This window comes from uncultured Fibrella sp., from assembly GCF_964250085.1.
GTDB lineage: Bacteria > Bacteroidota > Bacteroidia > Cytophagales > Spirosomataceae > Fibrella.
In genome coordinates this window covers 878497-893568 of the sequence record NZ_CAXUEC010000001.1, presented here as the reverse complement: position 1 = coordinate 893568, position 15072 = coordinate 878497, and the positions used below count along the sequence as shown (strand labels likewise).

Here is a 15072-nt window from a genome sequence, read left to right as displayed (position 1 = left end):
CAGCGCTTAACCGGACTGAAGTCCGGGGTACGTTAATTTCCATCCGGTTTAACAGCGGTTATCATCGGGCTGAGTGGCCAGTTCCAGGTAGTCAGCGGGTCAGGATGGGCGGGATTGAACGTACCCATATCGGTCATCAGCGATTTGGCTAGTTCAGGTACGTTCGCCTTAATTCCCTCTGCGATGCACCGGGCGATCTCGTAGGCCCCGTAGGTGCTGAAATGGGTGTTGTCTTTCAGCGCTTCGGTCTGGCCGGGAAACGAGTTGGCCGGGTAATGCACGAAGGCTTTCAGCGACGTTTCAGGTCCCCAGCTTTCGTACATCGTTTTGCTCATCGCGTTCAGATCGATCAGCGCCACGTTTTCTTCGCGGGCGGTCTGCCGCATGGCTTCAGGGTAATCGCCCAGCGTGTTCGTGATGTGGCCGGTCGAGTCGAAACTGCGGCGGTGCATCGAGGTGACCAGCACCGGAATGCCGCCTTTTTTGCGGGCTTCACCAATATACAGTTTCAGTTGCTCTTTGTAGGTCGTGAACGGCTCTACGTGCGCACTGCCCTGCTTCTGGTCGTTATGGGCGAATTCGATGAACAGGTAATCGCCGGCTTTCATCAGGCTCACAATCTTCTCCAGCCGCTTTTCGCTGACGAAGCTTTTCAGCGCCTCGCCCGACTCGGCATGGTTGGCAATGGCCACTCTACCCGGCTTGAAGAAGCGTGGAATCATCTGTCCCCAGGCGGCCCAGGGCTCGCGGTCCTGATCGACAACGGTAGAATTTCCCGCCAGAAAAACGGTCGTCGCCTTATCGTTCCGGCTGATTTCAACGGCACAAATTTTCGGATTTGGGCCGTTGAATTCCAGCGTCAATTGATTATCCCAGTTGAGGTAACCCCGTTCGCGCGGCTTTAACCGAACGTTCTGCTGCTCGTTGATTTTGGGGGTTCTGACATTTACCGTAAACGTGCGCGTCTCAAACTGCCCGGTTTTTGTCGCCACCTCCCCAGTCATCAACCGGCGCGATTCGGCCCGAACCATCGTGGCCGACTCACCGGATTTGTCGCCCAGCGTAACGGTCACGTCGTAATTGCCCTCAGGTACGTCGACGGTGAAATAGAACGGCTTATCGCTGGTGCAATAATCGCCGGTCAGCGCATTCCGGCCACCCCGATCAACGGCGGTAAGCTGTGCTTCCTTCGTAAATCCGTAGCCTAGCTCTTTGCTATACTGTGTAGTGGGTAACACAGCAGTATAGCCCTTCGCCACCTTTCCAGACCCAAAGTCAAACTTGTAGCTGGCCGGTGTCTGGGCAATGGCGGTTGCCATCGTGAGGCAGAGAAGGGCGGTCGTGAATCTTTTTTTCATGCGTTGTAGGGGTAGCGGCTTCTCGTGCGGGCTGCCCCCAACCCGAACCGTCGGACCACCCTGAAGGGGGCTAAAGCTCCGCGACTCAGCGAGCAGCGCGGCAGCCCCCTTCAGGGCGGTCCGACGGTTCGGGTTGGGGGTAAAAGGCTCACCGTTTCTCTGTCAGTTGCAGCGAGCTATCGTTGATTTCAAATGTCTTTTTTTTGAGCAGGTTAATCACTTCAGCACCAGCCAGTAACACGGGACCGTAGCTGTGGGCGGCGTAGATGTTGATGGGGCGGTGGTAATAAAACGCCGGATCGAAGCCCATGCCGGTGCCGACGCAGGTACCTTCTACCTGCCCGTTATTCGTCACCTTGGTCGAAACGGCGTTCCAGCCAAGCATAGTCATCGGCGCGTACGCCAGCGGGTCGATCCAGCCACGATTGATGGCACGGGCGATTGAATAGACGTAAATGGCGGTGGCTGAGGTTTCCAGATATGAGTCGTTCCGGTCGAGCAACTGATGCCAGAAACCCGAGCCCGACTGGCAGGCGGCTAGCCCACGCACGTGCGCACCAAGCAACTCAAGCAACGCCGGGCGACCGGGGTGGTTTTCGGGCAGCACGTCGAGCAATTCAACGGTGGTCATCAGGCCCCAGCCATTGGCACGTCCCCAATGGAACTCGGGATGAACGCTCATGCCCTCGACCCAGCCGTGCATGTACAGGCCTTTTTCTTTGTTGAACATGCGCTTCGAGAATTGTAGCACCTGCTTCACAGCCTCATCGTAATACACTTTGTCACCAGTCAGTTTACCCATTTGCGCCAGCGCAGGAACGCTCATGAATAGATCGTCGAGCCAGAGCGTGTTGGGTTGCGGCCGGTTGCGGGCCAGCGTGCCATCAGCCAGACGGTGCTCTTTCTTGGTAATGTAGTTCAGGTACGTGTCGATCTGCGGCCGGAAATCAGTCTTCACTTTGCCCGTCCGGGCCGACTTGATCATGGCCGCCGCCATCGCCCCGGCATCATCGAGGGCGTGGGGAGCCTGCATAGCCCGCAACGGCGTATTGGCTTTGGGATCGGCCGCTACCTGGTTCTTGAAATACGGTGTTATACCGACCAGAAAGGCAAGCCGTTTGTTGGTGTACTCGGCGTAACGTGGGTCACCGGTGGCTTCGCTGGCCAGCAGCATACCAGCATAGGTAACGCCCCATTCGTAGCTGGTCAGCCGGTAATCGCCGGGTTTGATGATCGCGTTCGGGTTGAACGTACCCAGATCGGTGATGGCCTTCCCGGTTGATTTATCGACCAGTTCGGCGGGCGTCGTCGTGTCCAGGTACGTATACACGCGGTCGAGCACCTTTGTCACGTCTTCTACCTTCGGCTGGCCATACGGAACCGGGTAATCGGGCTTTAGCAGGTGCAGCGGCGTGGTCGTATCGTTGGCTTTGGGCGCAGTCTGGGCGTATACGGTTCCACTGGCTATAGCCAGAGCAGTTATGAAGAGGAAGGTTTGTTTCATGGTTGGGGGTAGCGTAGCCCCCGCCCTAAAGGGAGCCCGCTGGCGCATATGTAGCTCCGCCGTAGGCGTAGTCCTGCGCCAGCGGGCTCCCTTTAGGGCGGGGGGCTACGCCGATTACGAACGAAAGATCAAAATCATTGCGGCGAATGGCATCCTGCGGTCTCCTGCTGTTGAGTTATTCTCTAGCCAACGTCAGACTCATCAGGCCGATCACGACATCATTGGCTATTGTTTTTAGGGTTAGTTGTTTCAATTTTTTCGATGGATTCAGCGGCAGATCAAGCACCGTGGCGGCACCCCCGGCGATTTCCCGACCGTTGTATTTCTGTTTCGATTCCTCGCCGGAAACAATTTCGCCTGTTTTGAGGTGGATGCGGATTGGGCGGGGTTGCTTCAGAGAGAAAGCGAAACCATCGGTGTAATACTCTTTTTCGATGGGCCACCACGTTTCGGGGTTGCGCAACGCCAGGCTGTCGGTGCTCCCATCAGTGTAGCTGACCACCACCGCGCCGTTGGTGAACTGACTTTGCATGGGGTTGGTCGACCCCGCCATCAGCAGCCAGGCGTGCGACGATTTACCCGTGAGCGGAATCGTCTGCTGACGAGGGTAATTGTCCCACTGCGCCGTAAACAGAATGTTTTTTATGCCAACATTGCCGGGCGTGCTGAACGGAATTCCCTGCGGCAGCACGATTCGATTTTCTACGCCCGCCAGCTTCCGTAAACCGCTATCGTCGATTTCGTGCATTTCGAGCGGATGCGGCCAGTCGCCGGTTCCCTGCCAGGGCAGTTGCAGGGTAGTCACCTGCGGACGGGGCGACAGGTATTTGTTCCGAAAAATCTGCGTCACCCGGTCGTTATGGTAGCGCGACAGGTCGATGGTCTCCAACTTCTTGGTCGCTTTTGTCGTCCAGTCAATCAGGCGTTCGGTGACGATGGTGCCGTTGGGAAGGCGGATCATCACGGTATTGGTACCGGGCAGCAGGTTGCTTTGGGAAACCGTAATGGCGTCTGATGGTATGTTGGCAGGTACGTTCAGTGTTGTCTTGAAACCGTTGACTGTCACCGCCGCCTGCATCGCCGCGCCGGTATTGTTCCGCAACCGAAACGTTGGGCTACTGACTTCGGCTTCGTTCGGTAGCACCGTCACCGGCTTGTCGACGCGGAAGCAGAGCGGCATCCACCAGGTTAACGCGCCCTGCTGTACCTGCAAAAAAGCCGTGTACGTACCCGGCGCGGCCTTGATCTTTGCTGTAACTCCCTGCGGCGTGAGTTTAATGTCGCTCAGCGCCTGTTGCGGGTCTTTCGTCGTCACCACCCTTGCCCCACTGGCCTGCGCCCCGGCAAACCGGGCAGACAGCGTGCTGCCCGTTGCATACGTCTGCTCCGGCGCGGGCAACACAGGTTTGGCTCCGTCCCAGGTTAGTTCGATCCTATACTCGGCGGCCGGTGGTGCAGCGATCTCGATCACCGGCTTTCCGACCGACGCCGATACGTTGGCCCAGGCAACCGGCTGACCGTTGATGGTAACCCGCTTCACCTGCCCCTGCGCAATGACCTGGAATTTCAGGTTGAGTTTCGTTGGAAAATCAGGCCGCAGCAGGTACGTATCTATTCGGTTTTCGCGCTTGAAATCGAAGGTCAGATCGGGAATGTTTATCGAGGCGTAGTTCCAGGTGGCGGGGAGGCCGGGGCGAATGGTCAGCGTCTTGTTCAGGGCATCGGGTACGATACCGAACAGCCCCTCGACCAGCGCCCGCGAGAACATGCCGATGGGGTCGGCGAAATCGCGGTAGGCCTCGCCACGGGTGGCATCGTAGTGCGAAATCTGGACGATATTTCCGGGGCTTCCGCCCATGTACATCGACGCCAGCACTTCACTTTTAAAGAGGTTGAACGCCTCGTCGGTGCGGCCCGCCTGCCAGTTGGCCAGTGCCGCGTGCATCGATTCAGCCAGCGCCACATTGTTCAACGACCAGGTGTAGGGCATCCAGTTGGTGGTGGAAATCGTGTAATAATTACCATCATCGAGCCCCGTCGCCCGAACGGGAATATGCGGAATGTCGGTGTCGATGTAGCGCACGCTTTGCCAGGCCTGAAAGGCGTCGGGTACGTCGGAGTCGAGGCTGTGGTAGATGGTCCAGATGGCGGCGGCCGGGTGTACGAGCCGATTACCGAGCAGGTCTCTGTATTCGCCGTAGGTCCCCTTCTGCGGCAACCACAACAGCGCATTCATCGCCTTCCTGATCTTCTCCGATTCACGACGAAAAGGGACCGGATCTTCGCCCAGCAACAAGGCAATGTCGGCCGCTTTCTTATAAGCCAGACAGTTATAGGCCGACGTATGCGTCACCCCTCCTCCACTGTATTGCAGCGCATCACTGGCCCAAATGGCCGCGTAGGCGTCATACAGGCCGTCGCCGTCGGGGTCGAAGTTGCGGGTTTCCCAGGCCAGGTGCCGTTTCAGAACAGGCCAGGTTTCGCGTACAAAATCCAGATCGCCGGTCCACTGGTAATGGCGGAGCAACGCGTCGATGTATACCAGATTCATATCGTAGTGGTGCGCGCGTGGGTTTTTCCCATTGGGATCGCGGCTGATGTAGCCGCTCGAAAACATACCGATACCCAGTTTCTCCAGACTTCGTGACAGATGCATGGCGGTATCAGCCACAATCGGTCCCGCCGCCGGGCTCGTCACCTGCGACTCCGCGTAGGCCGACAAATGGGTTCGGGCGCGGTCGTGCCAGCCCAGCGGGTCGGCCGTGTAAGGACCGCGCCAGCCGTTCAGCCGCATGCGCCAGCCAATAGCACCGTGCATATAGGACGGTGATTCCCAGATGGCATCAGACGCAACGGCCAACGCCCCGCCGATGGTATTGAGGTACGGGTCAGGCGTGTTCACGACCACGCGTCCGGCCAGTTGCGCCCGCTTCGTTTCGGCCTCCAAAAATACGCCGGGTACGTCGGCATAGCTGATGGCCGATTTTGTAGCAGGGTTATAGATGGTCAGGTACGTATCAGTGTCTGGCGTGATAGCCAGCCTGCCAACCAACACGGGCGCTTTTTCAGGCGACGACTGGTCCAACGCCAGCGGCAACGTTAGCTTCGTGGCATCACCAAGTTTCAGCACAGATGCGGGTGGGAACGTACCTGATAGGCGTTGCTCTTTAACGGGTTTAGCCGGTTGCCTGGCGTCTTCCACAAAGTAGCGGCCATCGGGGCCAACCGGCTGGCCAGTTCCGTAGGTCAGCGAAAATTCCGCTGAGGCGGGACTGGCTGTACCTGAACTGATAGCGTAGCTGTTGTCTTTACAGTTTTCAGGTTTGAGGTAAAAGCTCGATTCAGGGTCAGGACCCATGTCGCCATCGCGGGAGAATTTCCTGCCACTTGCCCCGCCAAACGCCCAAATCAACTCGACGGGTTTATTCACCTGCTGAAAGCGCGTTTTCAGCACAAACCCTTCGCTATCGGCCAGTGCCTGTAGTTCCAACTGGCACTGGCCCCCGCCCAATAATGGGTCGCTGATCGTGTAGAGCATGGCACCGGGCCGGTAGCGGGCGGTGATTGTCTGTGCATTGGTCAGCCACTTACTTTGCCCGTCAACGATGATTCCAATTTTTAGGTTACCACCCATACCGGGCATGTACAGGGCAAATTCCGGCCGGTCGCCCGCCTCAATTCGAAAGGCCGTGTTGGTGCCGTATAGGGCTCTGGTGAATAGCCGTTTGCCGTTTGTGATCACGAAATCCGTACCGTCGGGCTGGTAGCGAAGTTCGCGTTGCTGATTATGCCACAGGTTCGTCGATACATTAATCGGGTACAATTCCTGCGAATAAGCCGGTTGCCAAACCACGAACAACCCAAAAAGAAGGAGGGAAATATGGTTGGCCATCTTGGGGTGGGGGTTAGGTGCAAATGTGTTGCTGACGCTGTGTGGGCTTCGCGCCGTAATGTATTGCTGGCGCGAAGCCCACACAGCGTCAGCAGAAACACGCCAAAACTAGTCTTTATACTGCCTTTTCAGCCAGTCGGCGGGGACGGGGATGATGCAGATATTCATCGACTTGTTATCGTCGGAGAGCATGGCCGATTGAATCTGGATGCGGGTGCCGTCGGGGCTGAAGGTGGGGTGCGGGTGATCGGCGGCGGTGGTTTTGTGGCCCGCCGACAGCAGAATCATTTCGCGGGTGTGGCGGTCGATCAGGTAGATGTTCCGGGCGAAGTCGTCACCTACTGCCCAACGTCCGTCCGACGAGCCGTGTACGTGCCAGAGACCGCTGCCACTGGGAGTCTGTCCGGCGATGGTCATCTCCCGGGTACGTAGGTTCACGATACCCAGCCCGGTTGGTTTCTCGCGCGTTCCTGATGGTCCCCAATCGGTTTCCTGTCCGGGATTTTGCACATCAGGCACGGTAGCCGCCTTGTCTGTCTGACTCACTAGCGCCGCTGTTGTTGTGGCTACTTTCCGGTGCCCCATGATCGCAATGGCCACCTCATCACGGCTGATGACGGCTTCGTGCGTTACCCATTCATACTCCGATTCGGGATACAGCGGGCGTAAGCCGGTACCCTCGGCCCGGACCGTCCAGGTACGTTGGGGTGATTTGCCGCCCGTTTCCCAGCAGAAAACGATCTCGCCCGGCACGAACGGATTTGTCTGAATGTGCCCCACCTGAAATGGCACCGAGACGATGTATTTAATCTGTCCCGTTTTCACGTTCATGCCCGCCAAACCAGCCGGACCGGCACCCATTTTTCGGGGACCGAACGAGCCTTCAATTTTTGCGTTAGCCGCCAGGTGTTTCGCTGCTTCGGTTTTACCAACCCGGAAATACACCCATTCTTCATCGGCATCCAGTGCCATATCACCACCAGCTCCGAGTTCGGGCGGGGTGGTGCCGCACACACGCTGGTAGACCGTTGCGGGTTGTAGCTTGCCCGATTCACTGTCGGCAAAAAGTTTGGCGAGGTCAACTTCTACGATTTGTAGCGATGTGTTCTGGCCCGGTTCGGGTCCACGTTCGGCGGCTCGGGCGGGGTTGCGCATGAAGTAAAGCTTCATCGACTTACTGGCAATGTTGAGCATGCCGGTATAGCCGCCTTCCGATACCTGCACCTGCTCGCCCGTTTTCTCATTCACTGCGATCGCTTCGTTCTTCACCCGATTCGAGCGAAAGATCAGCCACTTCCCGTCGGCGGTCCATTGCCGGTGCGTCTGGTAAATCTTGGAATCGCCGGACGGTTTGCTGGTCAGAAAGGTCAGCGGGGTGCCAGTGATGGGGTCTTTCACGACTTTGCGCTCAGACGGGGAGCGCGTGCCGATCTGCGCCTGGGCTGACATTCCCGCCAGAAGCAGGATTGCGACAATCGTTACATGCGTTCTGATTTTCATAAAACGAGCGTGAGGTTGGAGCAGATTGCTTTCGCTTTAGGCCCTTCGACAGGCTTAGGGTGACAGGAAACTCAAGTTCGTCATTCACATTCTTGAGTTTCCTGTCACCCTGAGCCTGTCGAAGGGCCTAAAGCAAAAGCAACCTACTGTGACTAACAATTAACCCTACTTCAACTTGAAAGGCAGGAACCAGTTGTTCTTGTCCATCAACTTCGTACGTACCGCATCGGCGTTGGGGTTGTTGGCTTTTTTCAACTTCAGATACACTTTGTCGGCCAGGAAAGCGGGGTCGTTGCGGCGCAGGGCTACGCGCACCAGGTCGGGCCAGCGTTGACCTTCGTAGGCAAGCTCCAGCGCCGATTCTTCGATGAGCGAATTTTCGATCGACACCGTGCTGTCGCCCACGACAGGTACGTTCAGCAGGCCGGCGCGGCCCCGGATGCCGTTGTTTCGGTACCAGGGATCGCGGAATAGGGGTACGTCACCGTTGCGGGCAAAGAAATCGTACGGCGCTACATCGAACGTCGACTGCTGGAAGGTTTCATCGCGGCCAACGGGGTCAGAATCGAACGTGGTGGAGATACCGTAGTTGAGCAGGGCGTAGGCCAGTTTACGGCGACCATCACGGTTGGCGGCTTCGGCAAAACGCAGATGTAATGTGGCCGCACGGTACAAAAACCAGGTGCCATTTTTCTCCTGCAGGGTGGCTCCAATTGGTAGCCCTGTGTTGGGGTCCAGGTAATTATAGAGGTACTTCATGATCACCGGACTACCCGCAACGGTCTTGTAGGTCAATCGGCCACGGGCATCGAAGGGGAAATTATTACTCTGTTTCTGGCTATTCCAAAGGTCTATAGCCTGCTGGGCAGGTGCCACCAGATAGCGGCCATTGATGTTGGAGAACAGGTCGACGAAAGGGTTTTGGGGCTTGAAGTTTTTGTCGAACGGCATGAACCAGATCCACTCGTAGTTGAACCAGTTTTCGGTGCTGCGCCGGGCAAACATCGACCGCCAGCCCAGCGTGTTGGCATCGGCCAGCCGGTTCACGCTGCTCACTCCGTCGATGTAGCCAACGGCCAGATCATTGTTGGCGGTGCCTGCATAGTGAATTTTGTACGTAGCATAAAACGCTTCCGAGTTTGGATCAACCCCGGTGCGGGCGGCCGTTTCCATCACCAGTTTATACGTCTGTGCGGCCTTGAGGTATTGATTATCCCAGAGGTACAGATCACCCAGCAGCACATGCTTGTTGATGAAAAATTTGTTTAGCGGATACCCATCTACCGGTGCCGCCACAATCGATGTGGTTGATGTATAGGGTTCGCGATACACCGACGGAATAGCTTCCATTGTCTTGATCAGTTCCTTAATCAGCACGGTTAGTTCCATCCGGGGCACCGACGCTACGTTGGCAATATCCGTTACGTTTTCGTAGGTTTCCGTTACGTAGGGCACCGATCCGAACTGAATGCCCAGTTGCAGGTACACCCAACTCCGCAACGCCGTAATGTCGGCGGCGCGCTGATTGTATTCGTCCACGCGCATCTTGTTCTGCGTCAACATGATCCTGAAGTTCTTCAAAATGTCGTTGCAGTTCAGAATCACTTCGTAGTACGGCCGAGGATCGGCGTAGGCATTGCCCACGGCCACGTTGTGGTTGTTGAGCTGCCGGAGTTGGTCGTCGGCATTCGCCGTTACGTCCATCAGGTCAGCGCGCAATTCGTTCAGGACTACGTACTGCTGGGCCAGGTTCATGAATTTACCGTACAGACCCAGCACCGCCGCATCGGCATCGAACACGTTGCGGTACACCTGATCTGAGGTAAGGGCATCTTTGGTGTCTACTTCCAGCAGTTTGGTACAGGCCGACGCCCCGACGAGCAGGCACGAAACCAGCCCCGCGATACCTATTTTTTTCTTAACTGACGATTTCATAAGGAGCGGCAAAAAGGATTAGAGGCCAAACTTGACACCGATCTGAACGGATTTCTGAATGGGCTCGAGTGTGTTGTCTACGCCCTGACCATACACGCTGTTGGTAGCACTAAACTCGGGATCGTAGCCCAGGTACTTCGTGAACGTCAGCAGGTTATTGGCGCTGGCGTACAACGTCAGGTACTTCAGTAAAGCCCGGTTTATCGGGAAATTGTAGGAGGCAGCCACCGTGCGCAACCGGATATAGGAGCCGTCTTCGATCCAGCGGTTCGAGAAACGGGCGTTGCCCAGCGGGTCGCCGAGCGATGCTCTGGGTACGTCGGTGACCTGCCCGTCGCCGCGCCAGCGATTCAGCGTGGCCTGCGTCTGGTTATACGGACTTGATACGGATTCGAGCACATTGCGGGTGTAGTTGTAGAGGCTGTTGCCCGATACAAACGTGACCAGCGCGTCGAGCGTAAAATTACCGTAGCTGATGTGGTTGCTGATGCCACCGTAGAAATTAGGTGTTGGATTTCCGATAATCTGCCGGTCGCGCTCATCGATGATCTTGTTGTTGTCCAGGTCGGCAAATTGCACGTCGCCCCCACGGAATGGGCGCAACGAACCGTCTTTTTGCCGGGTCTGTAAACCGGCAGCAGTCGCCTGTGCATCGGTGGCAAACACCCCCTGAGCCACGTAGCCGTAGAAGGCGTTTGGCGCTTGTCCTACGCTGGTCAGGTACGTTGCCGCGCCAAATGTGTTGATCAGATTGCCGTCGGGAAGCTGGTCGATGGTCGATGCGGCGCGGCTGATGGTCACGCCCAGGTCCCACCTAAGGGCAGGCGTATTCAGCACTTTCACATTTACACTGGCTTCAACTCCGTTGGTTGTCATGCCCCCGCCGTTGCGCAGCATGGTGGAGATGCCCGCTACCGTTGGTGTCGTCTCCACAGTCAGCATATCGGTGGTTTTGTTGCTGAACACATCGAGGCTCACGCTCACCCGGTCGTTGAGGAACGACATGTCGAGGCCCAGATTAGCTTTGGTCACGGTTTCCCATTTCAGGCCCGGATTGGCGATGTTGCTGCGAATCAAACCCTGAATACCGAGCAGGTTCTGGCCCACATAATACTGGCGAGCACCGTAGTTGCCGATGTCGTCGTTGCCCACGCGACCATACGAGGCGCGTAATTTCAGCAGATCGAACGGCGAACCAGCCATGAATTTCTCCGACGAAATCTGCCACGCTGCCGACACGGCAGGCATCAGCGCGTAGCGAAGGCCACCAATACCCACCGATTCGGTAGACACTTGCTTACCGAACCGCGACGAACCGTCCATTGCCCCGCTGAACGACACAAAGTATTTGTCGGCATAGGCGTAGTTGAGGTTCAGGTACGTGTTCAGCCAGTTGTACTCGCCCAGCCCGCCCCCAAGGTTGTTGAGTAAGGCAATGCCATTACCCGCGCTGATCAGTTCATCGGTGGCCGAGTTATAGCCCGAAATCCGGTCCTGCTCAGTTTTGCTGTTCAGGTAGCGCACCCCGGCACGGGCCGAAAACTCATGCCAGTAGTTGATCGTTTTCTTGTAAGCAGCGTATACTTCGGTGTTGAAATTAAAAAGGCGTTTTGTCTGCGAACCCAGTTGGTTCTGGGCGATGGCATTACTCAGTGTATCGCTGAGGACACCCCGGCGTGGCACAAACCGATTCTCTTTGATCTTGTCGAAAATAACGCCAACACTTGCGCCTAGTTCTACGCCGGGCAACACGTTGTACTGTAGGCCCAGGTCGCCCACAAACCGGTATGCCCGGTTGCTGGCCTGCATCAGGTTGCTGACCACCGTAGGGTTACCCACTCTAAAGATGTCTTCATCGGCATAATCGGGCGAAGCAATGCCGGTCGACGAGATTTCGTAGTTACTCAAGAACGGCGCCTTGACCAGCGATAGAAAGATCGGGTTTGTTTTTGGCGCATAGCCCAGGTCTTTCATGTTGGCTTCGTTGTAGGAAAAGCTCATGTTGGCAACCCCCTTCAACCGATTGCTCAGGTTCAGGTCGGCGTTGAACCGCGTACTGTATTTGCCCAGATTCGACTGCGCCAGTGCCGTGTTGTTGGTCAGGTAATTCATCGACAGGGCATATTTGGCAATGTTGTCGCCCCCGGTCACTTTCAGATAAACGTTGTTGGCCAGGCTGTTGGTAAAAAGTTTCTTCTGCCAGTCGGTGCTGTTGTGGTACTGGTAATACGTACCTGAGTTGAGCGCATCGTTGAAGTAAGGCAGGGCCTGAAGTTGCTCCGTAGTGGCTCCGCCCGAGCTTAACACATCGGCCAGGTACGTCCGGTAATCGGTGGCATTCAACACGGGCAGCGAGGCGGGCGCCAGATTCACGCCACCATTGATCGACAGGTCGATTCGGGTGCCCAGGTCTTTGGCCCGCGCCGTCGTGATCACGATCACGCCGTTGGCGGCTTTGGTGCCATACTGCGCCGTTACAGCCGCATCTTTCAGCACGGTGATGTTGCTGATATCGCGAACGTCGATGTTGGCCAGCGGATTCTCGGCATAGTTGTTGGCCAGTGAACTGCCGTATGAGCCATTGTCGTAGATCAAGTTGTCGACGATGATGAGCGGCTGGTTGGTCGCCAGCAGGGAGGTGTAGCCGCGCAGGAGCAGATTGGCGCGTGCGTTGGCCGTTCCCGAACTGCGGATGCTGTTCAGACCGGCGATTTTTCCCTGCAAATACGAATCCGGCGTTTCATTGTACCGCGTCCAGAGGTCGGCCATGTCGGCGGTGGCGGCGGCGTTGGTGAGCCGGTTGGCGGGCATGGCGTGGTTTGCCAGCACCAGCGGATTGAACAGCGACGGACGCTCCCCTTCATTCAGGGCTATATTCAGACTCTTGCGACCATCGATGGGAATTTCACGGCTTTGGTAACCGGGAATTTCAACGCCTACCGACACATTGCTGCTCGGCACAGCCAGCGTAAACCGACCATCATCACCAGTGATCGACGTTGTCAGGGTTTTGTAAAAGACCCGGGCACCCGTCAGCGGTTTTTTGGTGGCCGCGTCAATCACGACTCCTTTTATTTCGCCTTTGAATTTAGGCGGGGCTTTGGCAGCCACAACGGTTACGTATTCGGCACCGTCCTGCCCATTGCTCACCAGCGGGAGCAGCATCAGTCCGCATACGACCAGCAAGAGGCCCGCGCGGTGAATTGCCTGAGTTGATTGTATAAAATGTTGCATCGACGGTTTATGGAAAGGCGTCATTTAATGGTCATTTGTTGTCATTACGCTGCGCTGTCATTAGGTAGTCATTAGCCTGCGGCGTCATTTAATAGTCATTTGTTCTTTCACGAAGAATAATTAGTAGTGACTATCGATGACAGCGTAGCGTGATGACAGTGAATGACGCGAAGCATAATGACATTTCTTAAAATGAAGGCACCAGCTTGATGTAATCCAGGGCCATACTATTGGTTCCGTTAGCCATCAGGTACATGTCGAGCGTACCAAAGGATGTAGTGGTGTATTCGCCCAGCAGCACTTCGGTATAGGTATCGTTGGCAACAGCCGTGTTGGCAAACGTAGTCGACGTGAGGCTCCCCATTACCAGCCGCTGATTGACCACGATCGGCAACGTGTTGGTCCGGTAGTTACGGGTCTGGTCGTTGAGGGCTACCCAATAGACCTTGTACTTCATATTCGGTACTTCGGGCACTCGATAACGTACCCAGAAGTTGCTCACCCCGTGGGCGATGATCGACAGATCGCGGAAGGTTTGCCCCGTCACCGGATTCAGTTTTTCCCGAATGGCGATGGCCGTAGAGGTAACATTCTGAAGCTGAGATTGATAGTTCTCACCCTGCACCACAATGGGTTGTAACCGGCTTTGTAACGTCACGCTGGATTTGCTGAATACGTAGGCAATGCCATTGCTCAGGTTAACGGTCTGCACCAATGCCGTTTTGTCGAGTGGCACATCTACGCCGAATTTCGATTTCAGCACGGCGGGTAGTTTATCCGCCGTGTATAGCCCTTCAACCGCCATGTCTTTCAACACCTGATAACTGGCCAGGTTATACGTACTGTCGGCAGTACTGGTCTTGAAATACGGCGACAGCTTAGTTACCTCCGACGCAAACGCATCGTTGGTCAGCAGAATATATGTGTACTGCTTCGACTCGTCGGCCAGGTTATAGACCAGATCGGTGAATTTATTCTTCTGTTCAATGCCCGTTCCCGGCCGGTACACCGGTCGGCCCGTGGTTGAGCTGATGCTATCGACAATAGCTTTGTCCGGGTTGAGCACCAGATACGACAGTGAACCGAGCACCTTGTTCTGCACATATGTGTCCTTTGACGTGGTAATAAAGCTCATCAGGTTTGGCACCACCACCGATGGTTTATCGAGCATGTACAACACGCCGTTGGCCACGTATTTGTTCGAGCCAACGATCGTTGCATTGCCAATCCGGCCCGTTGCGAACCCGAGGTATTTGTCGTTGAGCATCCGAATGCGCACCTCTGTGCCGGTTGGCGCTGGGTACGTTTGCAGGGCAATATGGTTACCCACAAACAGCTTCAGGGCTGTGGTATCGCTGACGGTTGCGGCATCCAGGCTTTCCAGCGCTTTGTTGGTCGGTGCCCAGACCGTGTACGTTTTCGATGAGCTGAGCAGCTTGTCGTAGCCACTCTTGACCAGCAGTTCGCTGAACTTGCTCAGGTCGGGCTGCGCCTTGATTTCGCTGAACAGGGTACGGGTCAACGCTTCGTTGGAAACGGTGATCCGGTCGTCCCATTTCTGGCAAGCCACGATACAGACGCCCAGCAGGACAATCAGCAGGAATGAATACTGTTTTTTCATTGCAGAAAGAAATAATGAATGAAGCCGG

The 15072-nt window shown here is 56.1% G+C and carries 7 protein-coding genes; all 7 read right to left on the bottom strand.

Going from position 1 to position 15072, the window contains the following annotated elements; translation table 11 throughout:
• Positions 1–32 precede the first annotated feature (32 nt).
• The 7 genes from ACFE8Q_RS03565 to ACFE8Q_RS03535 all read right to left on the bottom strand — a co-directional run bounded on the left by ACFE8Q_RS03565 (position 33) and on the right by ACFE8Q_RS03535 (position 15044).
• On the bottom strand, positions 33–1358 hold the full coding sequence (locus tag ACFE8Q_RS03565) for a rhamnogalacturonan acetylesterase (RefSeq protein WP_375443979.1): 1326 nt from the start codon (positions 1356–1358) through the stop codon (positions 33–35).
• Positions 1359–1506: 148 nt separating this feature from the next.
• Positions 1507–2862: a glycoside hydrolase family 105 protein gene (locus tag ACFE8Q_RS03560; protein ID WP_375443978.1), complete on the bottom strand. Its 1356-nt coding sequence runs from the start codon at positions 2860–2862 to the stop codon at positions 1507–1509.
• 175 nt (positions 2863–3037) lie between these two features.
• Positions 3038–6754, bottom strand: a complete 3717-nt coding sequence (locus ACFE8Q_RS03555; RefSeq protein WP_375443977.1) for a DUF4450 domain-containing protein — start codon at positions 6752–6754, stop codon at positions 3038–3040.
• A gap of 108 nt (positions 6755–6862) precedes the next feature.
• Positions 6863–8254, bottom strand: coding sequence for a hypothetical protein (locus tag ACFE8Q_RS03550; RefSeq protein ID WP_375443976.1), 1392 nt, complete (start codon positions 8252–8254; stop codon positions 6863–6865).
• Between the two features lie 165 nt (positions 8255–8419).
• A complete protein-coding gene (locus tag ACFE8Q_RS03545; protein ID WP_375443975.1) occupies positions 8420–10189 on the bottom strand; it encodes a RagB/SusD family nutrient uptake outer membrane protein in 1770 nt (589 codons plus the stop codon).
• 18 nt (positions 10190–10207) lie between these two features.
• Positions 10208–13423 (bottom strand): SusC/RagA family TonB-linked outer membrane protein, encoded by a 3216-nt coding sequence (locus tag ACFE8Q_RS03540; protein WP_375443974.1) that lies wholly within the window; start codon positions 13421–13423, stop codon positions 10208–10210.
• Between the two features lie 187 nt (positions 13424–13610).
• A complete protein-coding gene (locus ACFE8Q_RS03535; RefSeq protein ID WP_375443973.1) occupies positions 13611–15044 on the bottom strand; it encodes a fasciclin domain-containing protein in 1434 nt (477 codons plus the stop codon).
• Positions 15045–15072 lie beyond the last annotated feature (28 nt).